Origin of the sequence: Leifsonia sp. 2TAF2 (assembly GCF_052115085.1) — a bacterium.
Lineage (GTDB): Bacteria > Actinomycetota > Actinomycetes > Actinomycetales > Microbacteriaceae > Leifsonia.
Genome location: NZ_JBFRFY010000001.1, coordinates 1,445,085 through 1,470,124, shown reverse-complemented (window position 1 = coordinate 1,470,124; position 25,040 = coordinate 1,445,085). Strand labels below are relative to the sequence as shown.

Here is a 25,040-nt window from a genome sequence, read left to right as displayed (position 1 = left end):
GTCTCGCGCGGACCCGCCTGCAATAAGCTACTGAACGATCAGGTTTTGAAGGAGAGAAGCTCATGAGCGAATCCGTCAGCCTCCCGGCGCTCGGCGAGAGCGTCACGGAAGGCACGGTCACACGCTGGCTGAAGAATGTTGGCGACCGTGTCGAGGTGGACGAGCCCCTGCTCGAAGTCTCGACCGACAAGGTCGACACCGAGATCCCGTCGCCGGTCGCCGGCGTCATCGAGGCGATCCTGGTGCAGGAGGACGAGACCGTCGAGGTGGGTACAGCGCTCGTGACGATCGGTGACGGCTCCGGCGCGGGCGCTGAGGCGCCTGCTGCTCCGGCCGCCGAGGCCGCTCCGGCGGAGGCTGCGCCCGCCCAGGAGGCCGCGCCGGCTGAGCAGCCCGCGCCGGCCGAGCAGGCGGCGCCGGCTGAGCAGCCCGCCCCGGCCCAGGAGGCCGCGCCGGCCCAGGCCGAGCCCGCCCAGGAAGCAGCTCCCGCTGAGGCAGCGCCCGCAGAGCAGGCCGCTCCCGCACAGGAGGCAGCTCCCGCACAGGAGGCGACTCCCGCTGAGGCTGCCCCCGCTCAGCAGGCTGCGCCCGTGGCGCAGGCCGCGCCCGCGCCGGAGGCGCCTGCGCAGCAGGCTCCCGCCCAGGCCGCTCCCGCCCCTCAGGCGCCGGCTCCGGCGGCTCCGGCCCAGCCCGCCGCCGCCCCCGCATCATCGGGCGGCGCCCACGCCGGCAACGCCGGCTACGTGACCCCGATCGTCCGCAAGCTCGCGAACGAGCAGGGCGTCGACCTCTCCACCGTCACCGGAACCGGTGTCGGCGGGCGCATCCGCAAGGAGGACATCCTCTCGGCTGCCGCTCCCGCCGCGTCCGAGTCGGCGGCTCCGGCGGCCGCGGCCGCTCCGACTCCGGAGGTGTCGCCGTTGCGTGGCACCACGCAGCCGATGTCGCGCCTGCGCAAGGTCGTCGCCGAGCGCGCCGTCGTCTCCATGCAGTCGACCGCACAGCTCACCAGCGTGGTCGAGGTCGACGTCACGAAGGTCGCCGCTCTCCGCGACCGCGTGAAGGGCGACTTCCTGGCCAAGACCGGCGTGAAGCTCTCTTTCCTCCCGTTCTTTGCTCTGGCCGCCGCCGAGGCGCTGAAGACGTACCCCGTCATCAACGCGACGGTCGACGGCGACAGCATCGTCTACCCGGATCACGAGAACCTCTCGATCGCGGTCGACACCGAGCGTGGCCTCCTCACCCCGGTGGTGCGGAACGCCTCGGAGCTGGACATCGCGAGCCTCGCCGCGGAGATCGCTGACCTGGCCGAGCGGACCCGGAACAACCGGCTGAAGCCCGACGAGCTCGCCGGCGGGACGTTCACGCTGACCAACACCGGTTCGCGTGGCGCCTTGTTCGACACCCCGCTCGTGTTCCTCCCGCAGGTCGCGATCCTGGGTACCGGCATCGTTGCCAAGAAGCCGGTCGTCGTCTCGGCCGACGGCAGCGACTCGATCGCCATCCGGTCGACGGTCTACCTCGCCCTGTCCTACGACCACCGCATCGTGGACGGCGCCGACGCGGCCCGCTTCCTCGTCGCGGTGAAGAACCGCCTCGAAGGCGGCAACTTCGAGGCCAACCTGGGTATCTGACCCGCTCACGGGAACACCGCCCGCAAGCGCCAACCGGCTTCGCTCCTCACCAGCAGGAGCGAAGCCGGTTTGCTTTTCGGCGTCCGCGCTGCGTCGGGCACGACACTCACCAGAGCAGCGCCGCCCCAGCTCTCCACCAGACTCAACCGGGCACCCGAGTAGTCCCGCGATGCTCCGGCGCCGGTGGCACCGAGCGCCGCGCTCTCTTCTCCCATCAGGGCCGAGGTGCCGTCAAGCACGTCCTCCAGGCATGCCGCTGCGGGCGGTCGGGCCCGAAAGCAGGCCAGCCGCGCGCCCAGCAAGGCGCGTGCCGCATCCACCGGATCGTCCGCCGCGGCCGTTGCTCCGGCCGCTGTCTTCGCGGGTGGCGCCTCCGTCGTGGCGGGGGCTGACGCCACAGGCACGTCCGTCGACGCGGGAGTCGGTGACGCCGTCGCTCGGTGCGCGTCCTCGACCGACGAAGCTCGAGTTGGAGGCGGACTCCCCACGGCAGACGCACTTTCCGCGGGAGAGGCGGGCAGCAGCACGATCAGCGCCAGCGCCGCCGCGACGGGCACGAGTCCGATCACGACGAGCGCGGGCTGGCGCCGCACCCGTCCGCGCAGCCAGTTGACCAGGACCCGACCAGGGCTGTCGTCCAGAGCATCCATCGCCGAGCCGAGCAGCGAGCCGAGCCTTCCGCCAACGCCCACTTCCCTTCCTCTGCTCCGAGGCGCACCGGCTTCGGGGGAACGTGCCGACGCGATGCCCGCGGCCGGCACCGCGTCCACCGAATCGCCGGGCAGTGACTCGCCCGTCAGGCGCACCGCCTCCGGGGCGACCGTCCTCAGGATCGATTCCTCAACCGCGCTCCAACTCCCCTCACGCAGCCCCGTCTCGACGGAGGACAGCAGCATCATCCCCGTCCCATCGGCGACCTGCAGACAGAGGCCACGGGCGAGCCCGTAGAACGCTTCGGCATCGGCGACGGCGCTCGACGGCGTCCACTCGACGGCCTGGTCCAGAGCGTCCAGAGCCGGACAGCCGTCGCCCACGAACACGACGCTCGCCGGCGTCAGTTCTGGTGCGCTCCATCCGCCCTCGTGCAACGAACGGATACCCGCGGCCACGCCGAGCAGGATCGTCGCCGCCTCCCCTCCCCGCACTCCGCGGCGCACGGCGAGCAGCGTCTCGAGAGTGCCACCCTGGGCGTGCCCGAGCAGCACGGCATCGAACTCGGCGCCCCGCAGCCGTGGCACCGGCGGCTCGTCCACCACACCCACCACGTGCTCGCTCGCACCTGCCCGGCGCGCGAGCACATCCACGGCCGGACCGAAGGCGACCCGACGCGGGCGCACACGGAGGAGACAGCGCCCGGGCAGCCCGCTGCCCGAAACGACGAGGCGCGTCTCGCCGGGAGGATCGTCGGGAGTTCCGCCGGGACTCCCGTGCACCTCCCACCCCCGGCGGGAGGCGATAGCCCTCCCCGCGCGCAGGAGTTCAGCGGGGCCCACGGGCCGGGAACGCGATGACAAGCGAAGGGGAATCACCTGTTCATTCCAGCCCGAATCGCCCGTCGCAGGCCTTCCGCCGAATTATCTGTGGAGAGTTCCCCTCGCCATCCTGCTGTGAGCACATCGGCACATCCCGCACCTACATCTCTCGACACGTCGGCGATCGGCGGGACGCCCGCATAGACTGACCGGGTGACCACGTATGACGTCACGGGGCTAAGCGCCAACTCCGTGCCGTATCTCGAGGCCCTTCAGCAGCAGCGTGCCCTGCACGCCGCTGTCGTCGCAGGCCGGGCGCCCGATACCGTCATCCTCCTCGAGCACTCGCCCGTGTACACCGCGGGCAAGCGCACCGACCCGAGCGAACGTCCGACCGACGGAACCCCCGTCGTCGACGTCGATCGCGGCGGAAAGATCACCTGGCACGGGCCAGGGCAGCTCGTGGGGTACCCGATCCTCCGCCTCCACGATCCCATCGACGTCGTCGGCTACGTCCGCGCGCTCGAACGGGTCCTCATCGACGTCCTCGCACGTCTCGGGGTCACCGGCGAGCAGATCGAAGGCCGATCCGGCGTCTGGATGCGACCCGCGCACAGCCCCGGAGCCGACCGCGACGAGAAGATCGCCGCCATCGGCATCCGTGTCGCTGAAGGCGTCACGATGCACGGCTTCGCGCTCAACTGCTCCAACAGCCTCGACGCGTACGACCGCATCGTCGCGTGCGGCATCCGAGACGCCGGGGTGACCACGATCTCGCGCGTGCTGGGCCGCACCGTCACCCCGCAGGAGGTCGCGCCACTGGTTCAGGATGCGTTCGACCTGGAGTTCACCTCAGCGGAGGCCGTCGCGTGAGCGCCGTTCCCGAGGGGCGCCGGATGCTGCGCCTCGAGGTCCGCAACGCCCAGACCCCGATCGAGCGCAAGCCCGAGTGGATCAAGACGAAGGCCAAGATGGGGCCCGAGTACCGCCAGCTGCAGAGCCTGGTGAAGTCGGAGGACCTGCACACCGTGTGCCAGGAGGCGGGCTGCCCGAACATCTACGAGTGCTGGGAGGACCGCGAGGCCACCTTCCTCATCGGCGGCTCGCAGTGCACGCGCCGCTGCGACTTCTGCCAGATCGACACCGGGAAACCGGCCGATTTCGACCGGGACGAGCCCCGGCGTGTCGGTGAGTCCGTCCAGCGGATGGGGCTGCGCTACGCGACCGTCACCGGGGTCGCCCGCGACGACCTGGAGGACGAGGGATCGTGGCTGTACGCCGAGACGATCCGTGAGATCCACCGGCAGTCGCCGGGAACCGGCGTGGAGATCCTGGTGCCGGACTTCTCCGGCAACCCCCAGCACCTAGCCGAGGTGTTCTCCGCGCGGCCGGAGGTCTTCGCGCACAACGTCGAAACCGTCCCGCGCATCTTCAAGCGCATCCGCCCGGCGTTCCGCTACGAGCGGTCGCTGGATGTGCTCACCCAGGGACGCGCCGCCGGACTGATCACCAAATCCAACCTCATCCTCGGGATGGGCGAGGAGCGTCATGAGATCAGTACCGCCCTGCGCGACCTGAACGACGCAGGAACCGACATCATCACCATCACGCAGTACCTGCGGCCGAGTCCGCGCCACCTGCCGGTCGCCCGCTGGGTCCATCCGGACGAGTTCGTCGAGCTGAAGGAGGAGGCGGAGGAGATCGGGTTCCTCGGCGTTCTGGCGGGCCCGCTGGTGCGGTCGTCGTACCGCGCCGGGCGGCTGTGGGCGCAGTCGATGGCGGCGAAGGGACGACCGGTGCCGGCCGAGTTGCAGCACCTGGCCGACGCATCCCTCGGCTTCGCGCAAGCGGTCTCCTGAGACCGCTCTCCCCGTAGCGAACGGGTCATCTGAAACCTCGCCGAGCCGGTATCCTTGGAGCTATGGCAAAGGACAAGTCCACCAAGGAGCCCGGCCGTCTGAAGCAGATGTGGCAGGTCTTCCAGATGACCCGTCGCTACGACGACCGTGCGGTGCTGTACATCGCGCTCGGGGCTGTCCTCCCGATCCTTCTCGGCGTCCTGCTCGCCGTGTTCCTCTCCGGCGGCAACATCTTCACGATGGTGCTGTGGATCGTCGCGGGCGTGCTCGCCGGCGTCCTGCTCGCGCTCATCATCCTGGGCCGCCGTGCCGAGCGGGCCGCCTACTCGCAGATCGAGGGTCAGCCCGGCGCCGTGGGCGCTGTGCTGCGCTCGTCGCTGAAGCGTAGCTGGCGCGGTTCCGAGATGCCGGTCGCGGTCAACGGCAAGACGCAGGATGCGGTGTACCGGGCGACCGGCCGCGGCGGCGTCGTCCTCATCAGCGAGGGCCCCGCGACCCGGACCAAGCGCATGGTCGACGAGGAGCGCCGCAAGGTCAACCGCGTGCTGCCGAATGTGCCCGTCACGATCATCAGCGTGGGCCCGGATGCGGACTCGGTTCCGCTCCACAAGGTCCCGCGCAGGCTGGCCAAGATCAAGCCGACCCTCACCAAGGCCGAGGTGCTCGCGATCAGCAACCGCCTCCAGTCGATGGAGAACCAGATGCCCATCCCGAAGGGCATCGACCCCATGAAGGTGCGCGCGCAGCGCGCACGCTGACCTAGCCCTTCGCGCGTCGTCCCGCGGACGTCAGGCGCGGATGAGGACGGTTCCCGCGATCTTGTCGTGAAACCCGCGCTGGTCCGAATCCCAGACCAGGGCCGGGATGACGATGCACAGCAGCAGCGTGCGGACGACCGGCCGCCAGACGCCGACCCAGCCCCCGCGCACCGCGACCACGCGCATCCCGAGCACCCGATGCCCGATGCTGCCGCCGATGGTCGGGATGAAGACGACCTGGAGAGCGGCGAAGATGAGGATCGTCGCCCACGAGTCGTAGCGGAAGAACGCGAACGACAGCAGGGACCCGATCGCCCAGTCGATCGCGATGGCCCCGATTCGACGGCCGACCCGCCCGACCGAGCGTGGACCGGCCTCGGGAAGGCCGAGTCGCTCGCCCGGATAGCGGCTGGGGGCGATGTTGCCCGGACGGTTCGTGGGGTTCTGCGGCACGTGCCCGATTGTAGCGAGCGCGACAGGGCCGATCCTGAACTCAGGAAATCAGCGCCGCCCATCCCCGGCCCGGGTACCCGTAACATGCCGGAAACATTCGCGTGACCCCCGGGAAACCCCCTCCCTCTAGCTTTGACGTGGGCTGCACGCGCAGTCCGGTCACCCGCAAAGCCATTGGGAGTCGTCCGCATGTTCCGTGATTCGTCTGAGGTGCTCAAGTTCATCAAGGACACCGACGTCAAGTTCCTTGATATCCGCTTCACCGACCTTCCTGGCGTGCAGCAGCACTTCAACATCCCCGCCTCGACCGTCGACGAGGAGTTCTTCTCCGTCGGACAGCTGTTCGACGGCTCCTCGATCCGCGGCTTCGCGTCGATCCACGAGTCCGACATGCAGCTGATCCCGGACGTGTCGACCGCCTACGTCGACCCGTTCCGCGCCGAGCGCACGCTGATCATGGTGTTCGACATCTACAACCCGCGCAACGGCGAGATCTACTCGAAGGACCCGCGCCAGGTCGCCAAGAAGGCCGAGAAGTACCTCGCCTCCACCGGCATCGCCGACACCGCGTTCTTCGCCCCGGAGGCGGAGTTCTACATCTTCGACGACGTGCGCTACGAGGTGAAGCAGAACTCCAGCTTCTACTCCGTGGACTCGGAGGAGGGCGCCTGGAACTCGGGCCGCGTCGAAGAGGGCGGCAACCTGGCCAACAAGACCCCCTACAAGGGCGGCTACTTCCCGGTCAGCCCGGTGGACAAGCAGGCCGACCTGCGCGACGACATCTCGCTCAAGCTGATCGACGCGGGCCTCATCCTGGAGCGCGCACACCACGAGGTGGGCACCGGCGGCCAGGCCGAGATCAACTACCGCTTCGACACGATGGTCCACGCGGCGGACGACATCCTCAAGTTCAAGTACATCGTCAAGAACACGGCTAACGAGTGGGGCAAGACGGCCACCTTCATGCCGAAGCCCCTGTTCGGCGACAACGGCTCCGGGATGCACACGCACCAGTCGCTGTGGAACGACGGCAAGCCGCTGTTCTACGACGAGGCGGGCTACGGCGGGCTCTCGGACATCGCGCGCTGGTACATCGGCGGTCTGCTGAAGCACGCCCCCGCGGTTCTCGCCTTCACGAACCCGACGGTGAACTCGTTCCACCGCCTGGTCCCCGGCTTCGAGGCCCCGGTCAACCTGGTCTACTCGGCCGGCAACCGCTCGGCGTCGATCCGCATCCCGATCACGGGCAGCAACCCGAAGGCGAAGCGCATCGAGTTCCGTGCGCCCGACGCCTCCGGCAACCCGTACCTCGCGTTCGCCGCCCAGCTCATGGCCGGCCTCGACGGCATCAAGAACCGCATCGAGCCGCACGAGCCGGTCGACAAGGACCTCTACGAGCTCCCGCCGGAGGAGGCACGCAACATCCCGCAGGTGCCGGCGACGCTCGGCGAGGCGCTCGACGCGCTCGAGGCCGACCACGACTTCCTCACGGCGGGCGGCGTGTTCACCCCGGAGCTCATCGAGACCTGGATCGAGTACAAGCGCGAGAAGGAGATCAAGCCCCTCGCGCAGCGTCCGCACCCGTTCGAGTACGAGCTGTACTACGGGGTCTGATCCGCGAATCGTTCACCGGAAGGGCCGCATCCACTACGGATGCGGCCCTTTCTGCGTATCCGGCCCTCCCGCGGATGACAGCAGAAGCGTCAGACGTTCTCCTGCGCCACCGGCACGACCGGCGCGGGCCGCCGGGCCTCGATCGCCCGCCCGACCTTGCGCGAGAGGGTGATCGAGGGACGTTCGACGAAGCGGTGGAACACCTCGGCCGTCAGCAGGATGACCGGGATGAGCGCCGCCGCGATGAGCAGCCACCACCAGCCGTTCGCACCGACGAGCAGCGCGGCCGCGACCAGGATCGGCTCGTGGACGAGGTAGATGCTGAAGGAGCGCGTTCCCGCCCACTGCACCGGTCGCGCCTCCAGCGGTCGCTGCACAGGGGAAGCGAAGGCGAGCACCACGATGGCGGCGACACCGGTGAGACTGAGTAGGTAGGCGAACGCCTGGAGCGGTCCATAGCCGTTCGGGGCGATGACCGTCGGGCTGACCGTGAGCAGCAAGGCTCCGGCGACGATCGGCCACCAGGTGCGGATGCGGGACGCCGTCGCGGTGAGCCGGTCGCGGTTGAAGGCCAGCAGCATCCCGATCGCGAAGACGGGCAGGTACTGCAACAGGTCCGCGGTGATCCACGCGGCAGGCAGCGCGTGGCGGAAGGCATCGAACCGCGCCACCGCCGAGATGACCATCAGCAGCGGGATGGCCGCCCACCACCAGCGCGCAGCACGGGTCGCCCGGATGAGCAGGAACATCACCGGCATGAGCAGGGAGAACCAGACCTCCCAGGTGAGCGACCAGAGCGGGCTGTTCAGATTGGAGGTTCCGAACAGCAGGGTCAGGTCATGCCACGTGCTGCTCAGCGTCGGGGCGTGGTGAGTACCCATCCAGCCGCCCATCGACGGGTCGCGGGGCACGGCCACGGCCAGACCGAACGCCAGCGCGACCGAGGCCCAGACCGGCACATACAGGCGCACGATGCGGCGTCCGTAGTACGCGAGGGTGCTGCGCCCGGTCGGTGGCCTCTTGAGGAAAGGCAGCGTGAGCACGAATCCAGAGAGCACGAAGAACACCAGCACCGCCTCGTGCCCGGCGAACAGCAGGCGGAGCGGCGTGTGGAACAGCCACCATTCGAGGCTGAACGCCGCCGGGTTCACCTTGTCGACATACAGGGCCGAGATCGCGGGCACCACGAGGAGTGCGTGGTAGCCGATGACTACGAGGGATGCGACCCCTCTGAGTCCATCCAGCGACGCATATCGCTGTCCCTGAGTATTACTCACTTTGTCAGGATATCCCGCGCGCGGCCGAAACGCGCACCCCGAATCGGAGCCCGCGAATGTATTTTCTTGGAGCGTGTCGACCTTTTCGTCCACCGTTCGACACGATGGTAGGAGGGTGCGAGAGAAGCACCCCGGGACTGAGGGAGACACCCGTGAAGTACATGCTGATCATGCGCTCGAACGACGCCGCCAAGGAGGCCTACGAGGAGATGGACTTCAACGAGGTCATCGCCCGCATGGGCCAGTACAACGAGCAGCTCATCTCGGCGGGCGTCCTGCTCGCAGGTGATGGTCTCGCGGACGACGTGGCCACCACCGGTTTCGTCGTGGACTTCTCGACAACGCCGCCCGCGATCACCGACGGCCCCTACGGGGAGACGCACGAGCTGTTCAACGGCTTCTGGATTATCGAGGTCAGCTCGAAGGAGGAAGCGGCGGAGTGGGCCAGTCGCTGCCCGCTCGGGCCCGGATCCAAGCTCGAGGTGCGGCGCGTGACCGACGAGAGCGACTTCGCGGCCTACGCCGACAACGAGTGGATTCAGAAGGAGAACGAGTGGCGAGCCGCCGCAGACAAGGCGTGAGCGCGGCCAGGCTCGAGGCCAGAACACCGTGAACGGGATCCCGGCGCGGGTCGACGCCGTCTGGCGCATCGACGGGGCGCGCGTTATCGCGACCCTGGCGAAGGTGACGGGCGACGTCGTCCTGGCCGAGGATCTCGCTCAGGAGGCGCTGGTCGAAGCGTTGAGGCAGTGGCCGAGGGATGGGGTGCCCGACAATCCGGGCGGCTGGCTGACCGCCGTCGCCAAGCGCCGCGCGATCGACCACTGGCGCCGGCGGGAAGGCCTCGACGACCGCTACCGCGCGATCGCGGCGACGCTGGAGGAAGCGGCCGATGACCGGTGGGAGCCGATCGACGACGACGTGCTTCGCCTCGTCTTCACCGCGTGCCATCCGGCCCTCTCCCGGGAGGGGCAGGTGGCCCTGACGCTGCGCATCGTCGCGGGGCTGAGCACAGCAGAGATCGCGCGGATGTACTTCGTCCCGGTCGCAACGATCCAGCAGAGGATCGTGCGGGCCAAGAAGACCATCGCGGCGGCGCGCATCCCGTTCGCCTCCCCCGAGCCGTCCGAGTGGAAGGCGCGGCTCGCGGGTGCGCTCAGCGTCGTCTATCTGGTGTTCACGGAAGGCTACGCGGCGACCACCGGACGGGAGTGGATGCGGAGCGAGCTGGCGAACGAAGCCCTCCGCCTCGGCCGCACAGTGACGGCCCTGCTCCCCCGCGAGCCGGAGGCGCACGCCTTGGTGGCCCTGATGGAATTGCAGGCCGCGCGCTTTCCCGCACGTACCCGTGCCGACGGGACGCCTGTCCTCCTGACCGAGCAGGACAGGACGCGCTGGGATCGGGCGCAGATCGTCCGCGGTCGTGCCGCACTGGCCCGCGCCGACAGTCTCGGTCGCGGGCGTGGCCCGTACGCTCTGCAGGCGGCCATCGCGGAATGCCACGCGGTGGCCACGACGGCGGAGGACACCGACTGGGACCGGATCGTGGTGCTCTACGAGGCGCTCGGCCGGATCGCGCCGAGCGCGGTGGTCGAGCTCAACCGGGCGGCGGCCGTCTCGATGGCGACCGGGCCTGCGAGCGCGTTACGGATCGTGGATGCGCTGGTCGCGCAGGACGCGCTGCGCGGCTCGCACCTTCTCCCGAGCGTGCGGGGAGAGCTGCTGGCGCAGTTGGGACGAACCGACGAGGCGGTGTCGGAGCTGACCACGGCCGCCGGGCTCACCGCGAACGAGCGCGAGCGCGACGTCCTGCTCGCCAAGGCCGCCCACCTGCGCGACGCCTGACTCCGCGCGCCACGAACTCAGCCGGTGGGTGCGGGGCGTGGCTGGATGCCGTAGAAGGAGCGCTCGAAGACCTGGCGGGCGCGGCGCGTCACCGCGAGGTAGTCCTCCTCGAGGCGGCTCGCCGACCCGGGCGGGTACTCCATGAGCCGGGCGACCCCGTCGAGGGCGACACGGTCGGAGGGCAGCACGTCGGCCGTCTTGTCCGCCCACAGGGTCATGGCCGAGCGCGTCCGGGAGGCGAACAGCCAGGCATCGCGGAGGCGCGCCGCATCCTCCTCCGACACGAAGCCGTGCTCGGCGGCCGCAGCCAGCGCATCCAGAGTCGAGGTGGTGCGCAGCCCCGGGATGCCGGCGGCGTGCTCCAACTGGATGAGCTGGACGAACCACTCCACATCGCTCAGGGAACCGCGACCGAGCTTCAGGTGGCGGGACGGGTCGGCGCCCTGGGGCAGGCGCTCGTTCTCGACGCGAGCCTTGATGCGCTTGACCTCGCGCACCGCCTGCTCGCCGATGCTCTCCGGGTAGCGGACCTCGTCGGCGAGCTGCTCGAAGTCGGCGAGCAGCCCCGCATCGCCGGCCACACCGCGGGCGCGCAGCAGCGCCTGCGCCTCCCAGGTGAGCGACCAGCGGCGGTAGTAAGCGCGGTAGGAGTCGAGGGAGCGGACCGGCGGACCGTTCTTCCCCTCCGGGCGCAGCCCGATGTCGAGGTCGAGCGGGAGGCGATTGTCTTCGGTGAGGCGGTTCAGCTCCGACACGATCGCGAGCGCGGCACGGTTGGCCGCCTCCTGCTCAGCTGCGAGCGGTCGGAACACGTACATCACGTCCGCGTCGGAACCGAAGCCGAGCTCCCTGCCGCCGAACCGGCCCATCCCGATGACCGCGAACTCCAGCTCGTCGCCGTCGCCGCGGGCCAAGCGGATCGCCTGCAGCACGCCGGCGATGATGTTCTCGGTCACGTCGGTCAGACCGTGCGCCAGTTCCGTGATGGTGGCGAAGCCCAGGATGCCCGACAGCGCCAGCCGCAGCACCTCACGCCGGCGCATGGCCCGCAGCGCAGCGGCAGCCGTGTCGACCGACTCGTGCCGGCCGAGGATCGCCGCGGTCTCCTCCCGCAGCAGCGCCGCGGGGCGCGGGCGCAGGTCGTCCTCCGACTCGAGCCACGCGGCGGACTCGGGGATGCGACCCAAGAGCTCGCCCGCGAACCGGGAGCCCGACAGCACACGCGTCAGCCGCTCGGCAGCTCCGGTCGAGTCCCGCAGCATCCGCAGATACCAGTGCGTGCCGCCGAGCTCCTCGCTCAGCCGCCGGAAGGTCAGGAGGCCGTAGTCCGGGTCGGGACCGGCTGCGAACCACTGCAGCATCACCGGAAGCAGGTGCCGCTGGATGGTGGCGCGCCGGGACACACCGGAGGTGAGCGCCGCGATGTGGGCGAGCGCGCCGCGCGGATCGCGGAACCCGATCGCCGCGAGCCGCGCCTCCGCCTGCTCGCTGGTGAGGCCCGCTCCCCCGGCCAGCCGGGCGTCGTCCGCGGGCGCCGCGGCGACGGCGCTCAGGAGCGGACGGTAGAACAGCCGCTCGTGCAGGCCGCGGACGCGGTGCTTGATCGCGTTCCACTGGACCAGGAGCTGGTCGGCGTTCGCTGCAAGACCGGTCGACCGGGCGAGGATGCGCACGTCCGCCTCGTCGCGCGGCATCAGGTGCGTGCGGGTCAGCCGCCGCAGCTGGAGGCGGTGCTCCATCAGCCGCAGCGAACGGTAGTCGCGCGAGAAGGTGGCCGACTCCTCGCGGCCGATGTAGCCCTGGGCGGCCAGTGCCGCCAGCGCCGACAGGGTGTCGCGCTGACGGACCTGTTCGTCGGTCTGCCCGTGGACGAGCTGCAGCAGCTGCACGGTGAACTCGACATCGCGCAGGCCGCCCGGGCCGAGTTTCACCTGGTAGTGCACTTCGTCGTCAGGGATGTTGTCGGTGACGCGCTCGCGCATCCGCTGCACCGACTCGACGAAGTTCTCTCGGGAGGCGCTGCTCCAGACCTTGGGCGCGAGGGCGGCGACGTAACGCTCACCGAGGTCGAGGTCGCCCGCGAGGGGCCGCGCCTTGAGGAGCGCCTGGAACTCCCACCCCTTCGCCCAGCGGTCGTAGTAGGCGACGTGCGACTCAAGTGTGCGAACCAGCGCCCCGGCCTTGCCCTCCGGCCGCAGATTCGGATCGACCTCCCAGAGGCCCGGCTCGATCGCCGGCTCGTGGATGCCGCGCATCGTCAGCATCGCCAGTCGCGTCGCGATGTCGACCGCACGGCCCGGCTCGACGCCGGCCTCGGCGTCCCCCTCGGTGACGAAGATGACGTCGACATCGCTGAGGTAGTTGAGTTCGCGGGCGCCGGCCTTGCCCATCCCGATCACGGCGAATCGGGTCGCCCGCACCTGCTCCTCGGGGAAACGGCCGGGGCCGGTGCCGATAGTCATTCGCCGGGCGACGGCGAGTGAGGCTTCCAGGGCCGCGGCGGCGAGATCGGAGAGAGCGGCGGCGACCGCGTCGAAGCCCTCGACCGGATCCGGCTGCTCGAGGTCGAAGCTCGCCAGCTGCACGAGACGGCGCCGGTAGTGGATGCGCAGAGCGGCCCAGGCGGACTCCTCGCCGTTCACCGCGACGCCGTCCACCGCCCCGACCGCATCGAGGAGGTCTGCGCGAAACTCGTCGGCGGTGGGGAGGCCCTCGATCGGCGCCGCGAGCGCGTCCAGCTGCGCCGGCTGGCGGAGGAAGAACTCCCCCACACCCTCCGACGCGCCGATGACGCGGAACAGGCGCCGGGCCTCCTCCTCAGAGCCGAGCGCGGCCCGGGCATGCTCGGGCGCCTGGCGCAGTAGACGGAGGGAGAGCGCGAGCGCGGTGTCCGGGTCGGCCGCCGCCGACAGCGCTCCGATGAGCGCATCGGTCGATAGGCCGCTGAGCTCGGCCAGCTCATCCAGCTCGTCACGGACAGAGCTCAACCCCACGAACCCGGCACGCGCCAGGGCGGTGAGGGAGAGCTGCTGTCGGGTCACGACGAACGGGTCAGAGGATCTCGAGGTTGGTCCGCAGCTCGTACGGGGTGACCTGCGCGCGGTACTCGGCCCACTCCTTGCGCTTATTGAGCAGGACGTAGTTGAAGACCTGCTCACCCAGCGTTTCGGCGACGAGCTCGGAGTCCTCCATCAGCGAGATGGCGTGATCGAGGCTCGCCGGCAGCTGGTTGTAGCCGAGCGCGCGACGCTCGGCGTCGGAGAGCGCCCACACGTTGTCCTCCGCCTCCGGCGGCAGGTCGTACTGGCCTTCGATGCCCTTCAGACCCGCGGCGAGCAGCAGCGAGAAAGCGAGGTACGGGTTCGCCGCCGAGTCGATCGCACGGTACTCGACGCGCGAACTCTGGCCCTTGCTGGGCTTGTACAGCGGGACGCGGACCAGGGCCGAGCGGTTGTTGTGGCCCCAGCTCACGAAGCTGGGCGCCTCGTCGCCGCCCCACAGGCGCTTGTAGGAGTTGACGAACTGGTTCGTCACCGCGGTGATCTCGGGCGCGTGGCGCAGCAGACCGGCGATGAAGTGACGGCCGATCTTGGAGAGCTGGTACTGGGCTCCCGGCTCGAAGAAGGCATTGGTGTCGCCCTCGAACAGCGACATGTGGGTGTGCATCCCCGAACCCGGGTGGTCCGAGAGGGGCTTCGGCATGAAGGTCGCGTACACGCCCTGCTCGATCGCCACCTCCTTGATCACCGTGCGGAACGTCATGATGTTGTCGGCGGTGGTGAGCGCGTCGGCGTAGCGGAGGTCGATCTCGTTCTGGCCGGGGCCCGCCTCATGGTGGCTGAACTCCACCGAGATGCCGAGGTCCTCGAGCATCCGCACCGAGCGGCGGCGGAAGTCGTGGGCGGTGCCGCCGGGGACGTTGTCGAAGTAGCCGGCCGAGTCCACGGGCTCCGGGCCCTCTGCGCCGAACTGCGACGACTTGAGCAGGTAGAACTCGATCTCGGGGTGCGTGTAGAAGGTGAAGCCGCGGTCGGCCGCCTTCTCCAGCGTCCGTTTGAGCACGTTGCGCGGGTCGGAGACCGACGGCTGGCCGTCGGGCGTGGTGATGTCGCAGAACATGCGTGCGGTCGGGTCGATCTCGCCGCGCCACGGCAGGATCTGGAACGTCGTCGCGTCCGGCAGGGCCAGCAGGTCGGACTCGTAGGCCCGGGTGAGGCCCTCGATGGCGGAGCCGTCGAAGCCGAGGCCCTCGGAGAAGGCCCCCTCGACCTCGGCCGGGGCGATCGCGACGGACTTCAGGGTGCCGACGACATCGGTGAACCACAGCCTCACGAACTTGACGCCACGCTCCTCGATCGTACGAAGAACGAAGTCGCGCTGCTTGTCCATCCTGCCCCTTTCCTCGGCCGTTCCCAGACTAGTGGTTCACTAGACTGAGCCGCATGAGCGACCAGTCACCGGTGCCCTCCGTCCACCCCACGACCTCGTCGATGCAGGGGCTGAAGCGCGTGCGCACCCGCCACTTCCAGGCGGCGAAGGAGGAGGGGGCTCCGTTCACGGGCCTCACCAGCTACGACATGCTCACCGCGCAAATCTTCGACGAGGCGGGCATCGACTTCCTGCTCGTCGGCGATTCGGCCGGCAACAACGTTCTCGGCTACGACACCACGCTGCCCGTCACGGTTGACGATCTCATCCCGCTGACGCGCGCCGTCGCGAAGGCCGTCAAGCGCGCGTTCGTCGTCGCGGACATGCCGTTCGGCTCATACGAGACCGGTCCACTGGAGGCGCTGCACACCGCCGTGCGCTTCATGAAGGAGACCGGCGCCCACGCGGTGAAGCTCGAGGGCGGCCGGCGGAGCGCCGAGCAGATCCGGCGGATCGTCGATGCGGGCATCCCCGTCATGGCGCACATCGGCTTCACCCCGCAGAGCGAGCACGGCCTCGGCGGCCACCTCGTGCAGGGCCGGGGAGACTCGGCCGACGAACTCCTCGCCGACGCGCACGCGGTAGAGGAGGCCGGAGCCTTCGCGGTGGTGCTGGAGATGGTGCCGGCCGAGGTCGCCAAGCGCGTCACAGCCGAACTGCGCATCCCGACCGTCGGTGTCGGCGCGGGTCCGCACGTCGACGGCCAGCTGCTGGTGTGGACGGACTGGGCCGGCTTCACCACCGGCCGCGTGCCGCGATTCGTGAAGCAGTATGCCGACCTCAAGACCGTGCTGTCGGATGCGGCCCGCGCCTACAAGGCGGACGTGCAGGGCGGTTCGTTCCCGACCGACGAGCACAGCTTCTAGCGGTTGTCGGCGGCGTCCTCTTCGGCCCACTTGGCGGAGTTCGCGCGCAGCTTCTCGAGCGCGTGCTCGGCCTCGGCGCGGGTGTCGAATGGTCCGACGCGGTTCGGCGCCGGTGACAGGAAGCCCTGCTCGACCTCGCCGGTCTTCATGTTGTACCAGTACTTGTGCTCGGCGTCCTGCGTGATGCCGTGGTCATCGGTCGTCATAAGGTTGATGGTATGCCCAAGGATTCCGCCGGTCACCTGATCCCGGGCCGTGTCAGCCCCATGCGCACCGTGCCGAGCCGCATCGCCCGGCCCGAGTACGTTGGACGTCCGGGCCCGGCTCCCTATACCCGCGGCGACGTGTACACGCCCGACGAGGTGCAGCGCATCCGGGAGGCGGGGCGCATCGCCGCCCAGGCCATAGAGCGTGTCGGCCAGGCGGTCCGCCCGGGCATAACGACGGAAGAGCTGGATGCGATCGGCCACGAGTTCCTGCTCGCCAACGACGCCTACCCGTCCACCCTCGGCTACCGCGGCTATCCGAAGTCCATCTGCAGCTCGGTCAACGAGGTGATCTGCCACGGCATCCCGGACGACACGGTGCTGCAGGACGGCGACATCGTCAACATCGACATCACCGCCTACAAGGACGGCTTCCACGGCGACAGCAACCAGACCTTCATCGCGGGCACGGCGTCCGACGAGGTCACGCAGCTGGTCGACCGCACGCGCGAGGCGCTGAACCGCGGGATCAAGGCGGTCGCGCCGGGGCGCCAGGTCAACGTGATCGGCCGCGCGATCGAGTCGTACGCGAAGCGCTTCGGCTACGGCGTCGTGCGCGACTTCACCGGGCACGGCGTCGGCGCCGCCTTCCACTCGGGCCTCATCATCCCGCACTACGACGCCGCGCCCGCCTACGACGACGTGATGGAGCCCGGGATGGTGTTCACGATCGAGCCGATGCTCACCCTCGGCACGCACGAGTGGGAGATGTGGGCCGACGACTGGACGGTCGTCACCCGCGACCGCAGCATCACCGCCCAGTTCGAGCACACCCTGGTGGTCACCGAGCGCGGCGCCGAGGTGCTCACGCTCCCCTGACCCTTTCCGGTTGCGCGGCCGGGACGACCGGCGCAGGCGCGGCCTCCGCCGCCTTCGACCGGCCGGACGGGAGCACGAACGAGATCCCGACTCCCAGCACGGTCGCGCCGACCGCCACCCAGAAGGCGGTGTCGAAGGCGCTCGACAGGCTTGAGCCGCCCTGCACCGCGGCCTGCAGGAGCACGGCGAACAGCGCCGTGCCGAACGATCCGCCCAGTTGCTGCGCCGTCCTCGTCAGGATGCTGGAGTGGGCGATCTGTTCGCGCTCGAGCCCCTGGTACGAGGCGACCATCAGCGGCATGGTGATCGCGCCGAGGCCGAAGCCGCGCACGAACAGGGCGACCAGCAGGAGCGGGTCTGCGGCCGCCGTGGGGCCGAGCGCGAAGGGAATCGTGGAGACGGCGACGATCGCGAAACCGACGACCGTGATCCAGCGCGCACCGATGCGGTCGATCAGCCGCCCGGCGAGGGGACGACAGGCGAGCGTGCCGAGCCCCTGCGGGACCAGCAGGAGGCCTGCGCCGAGCGCATCCGTACCGCGCTGCTCTTGCCAGAAGAGCGGAAGCAGCAGCATCGCCCCGTAGAGCGCGACACCGGAGAGGAACAGCAGGATCGAGGCCGACCAGACGGTCCTGACCTTCAGGAGCCGGACATCCACCAGCGCGTCGCCGCGCTTCCGGAGCGCCCACAGCACGAACGCGGCGACGAGGACGGCGCCGACGACGAGCGGCAGCCACGCGTCGAGGCGGGCGAAGCCGCCGTTCAGCACGGAGTCGGACAGACCGAGCAGGAGGCCGGCGAGACCGGGAACGAGCAGCAGCACCCCGACGACGTCGAGGCGGCGGCGCGGGTCACGTCCGCGGTCGGAGGGCAGCATCCGCCACGCCAGGATCAGCCCCAGCACCGAGAAGGGGATGTTGACCCAGAACACCCAGCGCCAGTCGCCGAGGGCGAGGATGAGTCCCCCGACCACCGGTCCGAGAATGGGGCCCGCCATCGCAGGCAGTCCGACGACCGCTGAGACGCGGCCGAGCTGCCTCCCGCCGGCGACCTCCATCATCATCGTCATCATCACGGGCAGCATGAGGCCGCCCCCGACGCCCTGAATCACCCGGAACGCGATCAGCGACTCCGCGTTCCAGGCCAGCCCGGAGAGGATCGAGCCGGCGAGGAAGATCGCGAGGGCGACCATCCACACGCGTTTCCCGCCCCAGCGGGCCAGGCACCAGGCCGAGAGCGGGACGGTGGCGGCCAGCGCCAGCAGGTACCCGGTGGTCACCCACTGGATCTGCGCGACGCTCGTGTGCAGATCGGTCGCGAGCGTATGCAACGCGACGCTGAGGATGGTCGTGTCGAACACGACCGCCAGCGCTCCGATGACCAGCGCGGTCGCGGTGCGCACCACGGTCCGGTCGAGCTTCTCCGCCATGTCGACTCCTTAAGATGCGGGGATGTATCTAACAGGACGATACGCCGACCCGATAAGATGCGCAAATGGACTCTAATGAGACTCCAGCCCGCCGCCGACGAGGCGCCGAGCTCGAGAGCGCGCTGCTCGATGCGGCATGGGAAGAGCTCGACACCAACGGCTACGCGGCCCTGACGATGGAGGCGGTCGCCGCCCGCGCCGGCACCAGCCGGCCAGTGCTCGCCCGGCGCTGGGCCAGCCGCAGCGACCTCGCCCTTGCCGCCATCCGTCACCACTTCGCCGCCGACCCGCTACAGGTCCCCGACCACGGAAGCCTCCGCGAGGACACCCTCGACCTGCTCCGGCAGATGAGCACTCGGCGGCGCATCCTTGTCACCGAGGTGCTCATGCGCTTCTCGGGGATCATGACGGAGGCGGAGGGCGGTATCGCCGGCCTCCGCGACCGCATCATCGGACGGCAGCCCTCGCAGCTGCGCACCATCCTGGAACGCGCCGACCGCCGCGGGGAGATCGACCTCGAGCGGCTGCCCCCGGTCGTCGCCGAACTGCCCCTCACCCTGGTACGGCACGACATGCTGATGCGGCTGGTCCCCGCCGACGAGGAGACGCTGGTCTCGTTCGTCGACGACGTCTTCCTGCCGCTCGCTCTGGCGACCGCGAGGTGGACCGACGCCGATGCGCGGTAGATTCGTGGCATGACTTCGCAGAACCACGCGATCGGGATCGACATCGGCGGCACGGGCATCAAGGGAGGGCTGGTCGACCTGTCGACCGGCGAACTCATCAGTGACCGGGTGAAGCTGCCCACACCGGACGGCGGAAAGCCCGACGACATCGTCGAGACGACGAAGGAGATCGTCGACCGGCTGGCCACAGAAGAGCCGGATGCGCCGGTGGGCGTCTGCTTCCCCGCCATCGTCAGCCACGGAGTCACTCTGTCCGCCGCCAACGTCGCGAAGGACTGGATCGGGCTGCACGCCGAGGACCTGTTCGAAGCGGCACTCGGCCGCGACATCCACTTCGTCAACGACGCGGACGCAGCCGGCTACGCCGAGACGCGCTTCGGGGCCGCGGCGGGCAAGGACGGGCTGGTCATCATGACCACCCTCGGTACGGGGATCGGCTCCGCACTCATCTACGACGGCGTCCTCATCCCGAACGCCGAGCTCGGCCACCTGGAGGTCGACGGGCACGACGCCGAGTCCCGGGCCGCGTACTCGGCGAAGGAGCGCGAAGACCTCAGCTGGGAGAAGTGGGCGAAGCGCCTGCAGAAGTACTACTCGACGGTCGAGTTCCTCTTCACTCCCGACCTCTTCATCGTCGGCGGCGGCGTCTCCAAGCACTACGAGGAGTTCCTCCCGCTGCTGAAGCTGAAGACCCCGATCGTGCCGGCCGTGCACCGCAACAACGCGGGCATCCTGGGCGCGGCCGCCCTCGCGGTCCGCGGCGAGCGCCGCGACGCCGGCGAGCGTGGGCGCACCGCCGAGGTGCGCACGCCCGACGAAGCGCCGGCCACGACTGCCGGGTAGCGCCGCCTCCGGCGTCAGCGTCCCGCAAGGATTTCGCGGGCGCGCGTTAGGGACCCGTTAGGACGCGTCTCCCGCGCCTTCCACGGGTGTGGACTCTCTCCTGCCGTGACCGATCGGTCGCGGCGTCCTGAAGGATGGAGAGAGTCGTGCTCGACGTCGTCTACCTTCTCGTCGTGGCCGTGCTCGCGCTCTGCGTGGGTCTGGTCGCGCGGGGGGTCGAGAAGCTGTGATCGTGCTGACCGTGATCGCCGCGGTGCTGGCCATCGCCGCGATCGGCTACCTGCTGGTCGCCCTCGTGAAGCCGGAGCGGTTCTAGATGGCCGGCTGGGGTGACGGCGCCTGGTTCGCCGTCGCGCAGGTCGCCACGCTCGTCCTCCTCCTCGGGGTCGCGTACCGTCCGCTGGGCGACTACATGGCCCGCGTTTTCACCTCCGACCGCGACCTCGGGGTCGAGCGCGGCGTCTACCGCCTGATCGGTGTGGACCCGCGTTCCGGGCAGTCCTGGCCGGCATACCTCCGGGGCGTACTCGCCTTCTCGGTGGTCGGCATCGTGATCGTCTACGGTCTGCAGCGGCTGCAGCAGTTCCTCCCCTATGCGCTCGGACTGCCCGCAGTGCCCGAGGGGACCGCGTTCAACACCGCCGTCTCGTTCGTCACCAACACGAACTGGCAGTCGTACTCGCCGGAGGTGACCCTCGGCTACAGCGTCCAGGCGCTGGGACTCGTCGTGCAGAACTTCGTGTCGGCCGCGGTCGGCATCGCCGTCGCGATCGCCCTGGTTCGCGGCTTCGCGTCACGTTCCACCGGGACGATCGGCAACTTCTGGGTGGACCTGCTGCGCGCGACCGTGCGCATCCTGCTCCCCCTCTCCCTGATCGCTGCGGTCGTGCTGATCGCGGGCGGCGTCATCCAGAACCTCAACGGGTTTCAGGATGTGCACACCCTCGCCGGTGCCACGCAGAGCCTTCCGGGCGGTCCGGTCGCGTCGCAGGAGGCGATCAAGCTGCTCGGGACGAACGGCGGCGGCTTCTTCAACGTCAACTCGGCGCATCCGTTCGAGAACCCGACCGCGTGGACGAACCTGGTCGAGGTGCTGCTCATGCTCCTCATCCCGTTCTCGCTTCCGCGCACGTTCGGAACGATGGTCGGCGACCGGAGGCAGGGCTACGCGATCCTCGGGACGATGGCGCTGCTGTTCACCGTGTCGCTGGTCGCCATGACGCTGTTGGAGGCGTCGGCCGGGACGATGGAGGGCAAGGAGACGGTGTTCGGCCTCTTCGGCTCGACGCTGTTCGACACGACCAGCACCACCACCTCGACCGGTGCGGTCAACTCGATGCTCGACAGCTACAGTCCGCTCGGCGGGATGATGGCGCTGATCAACATGATGCTGGGCGAGCTCGTCCCCGGCGGTGTCGGGTCGGGGCTCTACGGCATCCTCGTCATCGCGGTCATCGCGGTGTTCATCGCCGGGCTGATGGTCGGACGGACACCGGAGTACCTGGGCAAGAAGCTCGGGACGCGGGAGATCAAGCTCGCGAGCCTCTACATCCTCACCACGCCCGCCATCGTGCTGCTCGGCACCGGGCTGACCTTCGCCATCCCGGCGATTCGGGCGGACGTCGAGAAGACCTCGATCCTGAACCCAGGGCTGCACGGCTTCACCGAGGTGCTCTACGCCTTCACCTCGGCGGGCAACAACAACGGCTCGGCCTTCGCGGGGCTCACCGCGGCAACGCCCTGGCTGAACACGGCGCTCGGTGCGGCGATGTTCCTCGGGCGGTTCGTGCCGATCGTGTTCGTACTGGCACTGGCGGGCTCGCTGGCGGCACAGGGCCACGTACCGGCCACCGCAGGAACGTTGCCCACCCATCGCCCGCAGTTCGTCGGGCTCCTCGCCGGCACGATCATCCTCGTCTCGGCTCTCACCTACTTCCCCGTTCTCGCGCTGGGTCCCCTCGCAGAAGGACTGAACTGACATGACCACCACCACTCTCCCGTCCACTCACCGGCCCTCGTCCGCGCCGAAGAGCGCTTTCTCGCCGGCGCAGCTGGGCGCCGCCCTCCCGGGCGCGCTCCGTAAGCTCGACCCCCGCTCGATGTGGCGGAACCCGGTCATGTTCATCGTGGAGGTCGGCGCGGCACTGACCACGGTGATCGCGATCGTGCAGCCGTTCGTCGGCGCGGGCAGCGCCGGCGGCGGTGCAGGCACCGCGACCCTCGCGTTCACCTGGAGCATCGCCGTCTGGCTCTGGCTGACCGTCGTCTTCGCCAACCTCGCCGAGTCCGTCGCCGAGGGGCGCGGGAAGGCACAGGCGGCGAGCCTTCGGCAGACCCGGTCCACCACTCTGGCGAACCGCGTCACCGGGTACGACGAGGGCGACCCGGATGCGCTTCACAGCACGATCGCCCCGGTCGCCTCGAGCGACCTCCGGCTGGGCGACGTGGTCGTGGTGACCGCGGGCGAGCTGATCCCCGGAGACGGGGATGTCATCCACGGCATCGCGACCGTGGACGAGTCGGCGATCACCGGAGAGTCGGCACCCGTGGTCCGCGAATCCGGTGGCGACCGCAGCGCCGTCACCGGGGGCACCCGCGTGCTCTCCGACCGCATCGTGGTGCGCATCACCAGCAAGCCGGGCGAGACGTTCGTCGACCGGATGATCGCCCTGGTCGAAGGAGCATCCCGCCAGAAGACGCCCAACGAGATCGCGCTGAACATCCTGCTCGCGAGCCTCTCCATCGTGTTCGTGATCGTCGTGCTGGTGCTGCCCCCGGTCGCCGGATACTCGAATGCCTCCCCCGCCGTCCCGGTGCTGGTCGCCCTGCTGGTGTGCCTCATCCCGACGACCATCGGCGCGCTCATCTCGGCCATCGGCATCGCCGGGATGGACCGGCTCGTGCAGTACAACGTGCTCGCGATGTCGGGCCGGGCCGTGGAAGCTGCGGGCGACGTCACCACGCTGCTGCTGGATAAGACGGGCACCATCACCTACGGCAACCGCCGGGCGACGGAGTTCACGGCGGTCGGCGCGACCACCGACGAGGCGCTGGTGAGGGCGGCCGCACTCTCGTCGCTCAGCGACCCGACTCCCGAGGGCGTCTCGGTGGTCGACCTGGCCTCGACCCTCGGCTACGACAGGCCGGAAGAAACCGAGGGCGTCATCGTGCCGTTCACCGCCCAGACGCGGATGAGCGGCCTCGACCTCCCCGACGGCTCGCAGCTGCGCAAGGGTGCGGCGAGCGCCGTCGTCGCCTGGGTGCGCGAGTCCACAGCGCCGTCCCCCACCGACCTCGAACAGCTGGATGCGGAGGTCGAGCGCATCTCGCGCTCCGGCGGCACCCCGCTCGCCGTGGCGCAGCGGTCGCCGGAGGGCGTCGCTTCGCTGCTGGGCGTCATCCACCTGCGGGATGTGGTCAAGACCGGGCTGGCGGACCGCTTCGCCGACCTCCGCCGGATGGGTATCCGGACCGTCATGGTCACCGGCGACAACCCGCTCACCGCGCAGGCCATCGCCACAGAGGCCGGCGTAGACGACTTCCTCGCCGAGGCGCGGCCCGAGGACAAGCTGGCCCTGATCCGGCGGGAGCAGGAGGGCGGCCGGCTGGTCGCCATGACCGGGGACGGGACGAATGACGCTCCCGCCCTCGCCCAGGCCGACGTCGGCGTGGCCATGAACACCGGCACCTCGGCTGCCAAGGAGGCCGGAAACATGGTCGACCTCGACTCCGACCCGACGAAGCTCATCGACATCGTCCGGATCGGCAAGCAGCTGCTGATCACTCGCGGCGCACTGACCACGTTCTCCATCGCGAACGATGTGGCCAAGTATTTCGCGATCATCCCGGCGATGTTCGTGGCGTCCTTTCCCGGCCTCGCCGCGCTCAACGTGATGGGGCTTCACTCTCCGGCCTCGGCCATCCTCTCGGCGGTGATCTTCAACGCCCTGGTGATCGTGCTCCTTATCCCGCTGGCGCTGCGCGGGGTGCGCTACCGACCGGTGTCGGCGTCGTCGTTGCTCAGCCGCAACCTCCTCATCTACGGGCTCGGCGGGATCATCGCCCCCTTCATCGGCATCAAGCTGATCGACCTCGTCGTGTCGCTGATCCCGGGCTTCTGAAGCCCGGCCCCGATTCTCTCCGACCCCTGAAAGGCACATCATGAACCCCCTCCGCGGCGCTTGGCGCCAGTACTGGGTGGCCCTCCGCGCGATGATCGTCCTCACCGTCGCGCTCGGCGCCGGCTACACCCTCGTCGTCACCGGAATCGGGCAGCTCGCGCTGAACGCGCCCGCCAACGGATCGACCCTCTCGCAGAACGGGCGGACGGTCGGGTCCTCCCTCATCGGACAGTCGTTCACCGACGCGAAAGGCGTGCCGCTCCCCCAGTGGTTCCAGTCGCGCCCGTCGGCTGCGACGGCGAACGCGCCGGCCGGCTACGACGCAGGCGCCTCGTCCGGCAGCAATCTCGCCGCGTCCAACCCGGAGCAGCAGAAGGCGATCGAGGAGCGGACGAAGACCATCGAGAAGACCGACGGCGTCACGGCCTCGCAGATCCCCGGGGATGCCCTCACGGCCTCCGGCTCAGGGCTCGACCCGCACATCTCCCCCGCCTACGCCCTGCTGCAGGTGAAGCGCGTCGCCGACGCGCGGGGCCTGCCGGAGGACGCCGTCCGATCGCTCGTCACGTCTAGGATTCAGGGACGGGACCTCGGCTACCTCGGGGAACCGACCGTGAACGTGCTCGAGCTGAACCTCGCCCTGGCGAAGCTCCAGCACTGACAGCAGATG

The 25,040-nt window shown here is 69.6% G+C and carries 22 protein-coding genes; 15 read left to right on the top strand and 7 right to left on the bottom strand.

Annotation, left to right across the window (positions count from 1 at the left end; genetic code table 11):
- Positions 1-62: 62 nt before the first annotated feature.
- Positions 63-1,634, top strand: coding sequence for a 2-oxoglutarate dehydrogenase, E2 component, dihydrolipoamide succinyltransferase (gene sucB / locus AB4Z18_RS07050; RefSeq protein ID WP_441781978.1), 1,572 nt, complete (start codon positions 63-65; stop codon positions 1,632-1,634).
- 5 nt (positions 1,635-1,639) lie between these two features.
- Here the strand turns inward: sucB and AB4Z18_RS07045 are convergent, their stop codons facing one another.
- The gene (locus tag AB4Z18_RS07045) at positions 1,640-2,938 is read right to left on the bottom strand and encodes a hypothetical protein (RefSeq protein WP_441781977.1); all 1,299 of its coding nucleotides are present in this window, start codon (positions 2,936-2,938) and stop codon (positions 1,640-1,642) included.
- Between the two features lie 381 nt (positions 2,939-3,319).
- Here AB4Z18_RS07045 and lipB point away from each other — a divergent pair, with 381 nt between their 5' ends.
- From lipB to AB4Z18_RS07030, 3 genes are all read left to right on the top strand, one after another.
- Complete coding sequence (lipB, locus tag AB4Z18_RS07040; RefSeq protein WP_441781976.1) at positions 3,320-3,979, top strand: lipoyl(octanoyl) transferase LipB; 660 nt, start codon at positions 3,320-3,322, stop codon at positions 3,977-3,979.
- On the top strand, positions 3,976-4,965 hold the full coding sequence (lipA, locus tag AB4Z18_RS07035) for a lipoyl synthase (protein WP_441781975.1): 990 nt from the start codon (positions 3,976-3,978) through the stop codon (positions 4,963-4,965). The genes lipB and lipA overlap by 4 nt, the downstream gene beginning before the upstream one ends.
- 62 nt (positions 4,966-5,027) lie before the next feature.
- Positions 5,028-5,723: a DUF4191 domain-containing protein gene (locus tag AB4Z18_RS07030; protein ID WP_441781974.1), complete on the top strand. Its 696-nt coding sequence runs from the start codon at positions 5,028-5,030 to the stop codon at positions 5,721-5,723.
- Between the two features lie 30 nt (positions 5,724-5,753).
- Here AB4Z18_RS07030 and AB4Z18_RS07025 read toward each other — a convergent pair whose 3' ends face one another.
- A complete protein-coding gene (locus tag AB4Z18_RS07025; protein ID WP_441781973.1) occupies positions 5,754-6,176 on the bottom strand; it encodes an RDD family protein in 423 nt (140 codons plus the stop codon).
- A 189-nt stretch (positions 6,177-6,365) separates the two neighbouring features.
- Between AB4Z18_RS07025 and glnA (AB4Z18_RS07020) the strand changes: the two genes are divergently transcribed.
- Positions 6,366-7,790, top strand: coding sequence for a type I glutamate--ammonia ligase (gene glnA / locus AB4Z18_RS07020; RefSeq protein ID WP_441781972.1), 1,425 nt, complete (start codon positions 6,366-6,368; stop codon positions 7,788-7,790).
- Positions 7,791-7,879: 89 nt separating this feature from the next.
- On the opposite strand, the gene AB4Z18_RS07015 is transcribed toward glnA (AB4Z18_RS07020), so the two are convergent.
- Positions 7,880-9,067, bottom strand: coding sequence for an acyltransferase family protein (locus AB4Z18_RS07015; RefSeq protein ID WP_441781971.1), 1,188 nt, complete (start codon positions 9,065-9,067; stop codon positions 7,880-7,882).
- A gap of 152 nt (positions 9,068-9,219) precedes the next feature.
- Here AB4Z18_RS07015 and AB4Z18_RS07010 point away from each other — a divergent pair, with 152 nt between their 5' ends.
- Positions 9,220-9,648, top strand: a complete 429-nt coding sequence (locus tag AB4Z18_RS07010) for a YciI family protein (RefSeq protein ID WP_441781970.1) — start codon at positions 9,220-9,222, stop codon at positions 9,646-9,648.
- Between the two features lie 28 nt (positions 9,649-9,676).
- The gene (locus AB4Z18_RS07005; protein WP_441781969.1) at positions 9,677-10,912 is read left to right on the top strand and encodes an RNA polymerase sigma factor; all 1,236 of its coding nucleotides are present in this window, start codon (positions 9,677-9,679) and stop codon (positions 10,910-10,912) included.
- Positions 10,913-10,929: 17 nt separating this feature from the next.
- Here the strand turns inward: AB4Z18_RS07005 and AB4Z18_RS07000 are convergent, their stop codons facing one another.
- Positions 10,930-13,953, bottom strand: coding sequence for a bifunctional [glutamine synthetase] adenylyltransferase/[glutamine synthetase]-adenylyl-L-tyrosine phosphorylase (locus tag AB4Z18_RS07000; protein ID WP_441781968.1), 3,024 nt, complete (start codon positions 13,951-13,953; stop codon positions 10,930-10,932).
- A gap of 10 nt (positions 13,954-13,963) precedes the next feature.
- Positions 13,964-15,301 (bottom strand): type I glutamate--ammonia ligase, encoded by a 1,338-nt coding sequence (gene glnA, locus AB4Z18_RS06995; protein ID WP_441781967.1) that lies wholly within the window; start codon positions 15,299-15,301, stop codon positions 13,964-13,966.
- A 53-nt stretch (positions 15,302-15,354) separates the two neighbouring features.
- Between glnA (AB4Z18_RS06995) and panB the strand changes: the two genes are divergently transcribed.
- On the top strand, positions 15,355-16,206 hold the full coding sequence (gene panB / locus AB4Z18_RS06990; protein ID WP_441781966.1) for a 3-methyl-2-oxobutanoate hydroxymethyltransferase: 852 nt from the start codon (positions 15,355-15,357) through the stop codon (positions 16,204-16,206).
- Here panB and AB4Z18_RS06985 read toward each other — a convergent pair.
- Entirely contained in the window at positions 16,203-16,412 is a 210-nt protein-coding gene (locus tag AB4Z18_RS06985; RefSeq protein ID WP_441781965.1) for an SPOR domain-containing protein, read from the bottom strand. The genes panB and AB4Z18_RS06985 overlap by 4 nt on opposite strands.
- Before the next feature lie 12 nt (positions 16,413-16,424).
- On the opposite strand from AB4Z18_RS06985, the gene map reads away from it, so the two are divergent.
- Positions 16,425-17,291: a type I methionyl aminopeptidase gene (map, locus tag AB4Z18_RS06980; protein ID WP_441781964.1), complete on the top strand. Its 867-nt coding sequence runs from the start codon at positions 16,425-16,427 to the stop codon at positions 17,289-17,291.
- Here map and AB4Z18_RS06975 read toward each other — a convergent pair.
- Entirely contained in the window at positions 17,278-18,720 is a 1,443-nt protein-coding gene (locus AB4Z18_RS06975) for an MDR family MFS transporter (protein WP_441781963.1), read from the bottom strand. The genes map and AB4Z18_RS06975 overlap by 14 nt on opposite strands.
- Positions 18,721-18,785: 65 nt before the next feature.
- On the opposite strand from AB4Z18_RS06975, the gene AB4Z18_RS06970 reads away from it, so the two are divergent.
- From AB4Z18_RS06970 to kdpC, 6 genes are all read left to right on the top strand, one after another.
- Entirely contained in the window at positions 18,786-19,406 is a 621-nt protein-coding gene (locus AB4Z18_RS06970) for a TetR/AcrR family transcriptional regulator (RefSeq protein WP_441781962.1), read from the top strand.
- A 9-nt stretch (positions 19,407-19,415) separates the two neighbouring features.
- Entirely contained in the window at positions 19,416-20,249 is an 834-nt protein-coding gene (ppgK, locus tag AB4Z18_RS06965) for a polyphosphate--glucose phosphotransferase (protein ID WP_441781961.1), read from the top strand.
- 226 nt (positions 20,250-20,475) lie between these two features.
- Positions 20,476-20,565 (top strand): potassium-transporting ATPase subunit F, encoded by a 90-nt coding sequence (locus AB4Z18_RS06960; RefSeq protein ID WP_441781960.1) that lies wholly within the window; start codon positions 20,476-20,478, stop codon positions 20,563-20,565.
- Positions 20,566-22,227 carry a potassium-transporting ATPase subunit KdpA gene (gene kdpA, locus AB4Z18_RS06955; RefSeq protein WP_441781959.1) on the top strand — a complete coding sequence of 554 codons (1,662 nt, stop codon included), beginning with the start codon at positions 20,566-20,568 and terminating at the stop codon, positions 22,225-22,227.
- 1 nt (position 22,228) lies between these two features.
- On the top strand, positions 22,229-24,370 hold the full coding sequence (gene kdpB, locus AB4Z18_RS06950; RefSeq protein WP_441781958.1) for a potassium-transporting ATPase subunit KdpB: 2,142 nt from the start codon (positions 22,229-22,231) through the stop codon (positions 24,368-24,370).
- 40 nt (positions 24,371-24,410) lie between these two features.
- Positions 24,411-25,031, top strand: a complete 621-nt coding sequence (kdpC, locus tag AB4Z18_RS06945; protein WP_441781957.1) for a potassium-transporting ATPase subunit KdpC — start codon at positions 24,411-24,413, stop codon at positions 25,029-25,031.
- Positions 25,032-25,040: the final 9 nt, after the last annotated feature.

Excerpts from the sequence above, each read along its gene's own strand:
- glnA (WP_441781967.1), bottom strand. The coding sequence starts at position 15,301 with ATGGACAAGCAGCGCGACTTCGTTCTTCGTACGATCGAGGAGCGTGGC.
- kdpA (WP_441781959.1), top strand. The coding sequence starts at position 20,566 with ATGGCCGGCTGGGGTGACGGCGCCTGGTTCGCCGTCGCGCAGGTCGCC.
- kdpC (WP_441781957.1), top strand. The coding sequence starts at position 24,411 with ATGAACCCCCTCCGCGGCGCTTGGCGCCAGTACTGGGTGGCCCTCCGC.
- ppgK (WP_441781961.1), top strand. The coding sequence starts at position 19,416 with ATGACTTCGCAGAACCACGCGATCGGGATCGACATCGGCGGCACGGGC.
- panB (WP_441781966.1), top strand. The coding sequence starts at position 15,355 with ATGAGCGACCAGTCACCGGTGCCCTCCGTCCACCCCACGACCTCGTCG.
- sucB (WP_441781978.1), top strand. The coding sequence starts at position 63 with ATGAGCGAATCCGTCAGCCTCCCGGCGCTCGGCGAGAGCGTCACGGAA.
- AB4Z18_RS06975 (WP_441781963.1), bottom strand. The coding sequence starts at position 18,720 with ATGGCGGAGAAGCTCGACCGGACCGTGGTGCGCACCGCGACCGCGCTG.
- glnA (WP_441781972.1), top strand. The coding sequence starts at position 6,366 with ATGTTCCGTGATTCGTCTGAGGTGCTCAAGTTCATCAAGGACACCGAC.
- kdpB (WP_441781958.1), top strand. The coding sequence starts at position 22,229 with ATGACCACCACCACTCTCCCGTCCACTCACCGGCCCTCGTCCGCGCCG.
- AB4Z18_RS06970 (WP_441781962.1), top strand. The coding sequence starts at position 18,786 with ATGGACTCTAATGAGACTCCAGCCCGCCGCCGACGAGGCGCCGAGCTC.
- AB4Z18_RS07030 (WP_441781974.1), top strand. The coding sequence starts at position 5,028 with ATGGCAAAGGACAAGTCCACCAAGGAGCCCGGCCGTCTGAAGCAGATG.
- map (WP_441781964.1), top strand. The coding sequence starts at position 16,425 with ATGCCCAAGGATTCCGCCGGTCACCTGATCCCGGGCCGTGTCAGCCCC.
- AB4Z18_RS06985 (WP_441781965.1), bottom strand. The coding sequence starts at position 16,412 with ATGACGACCGATGACCACGGCATCACGCAGGACGCCGAGCACAAGTAC.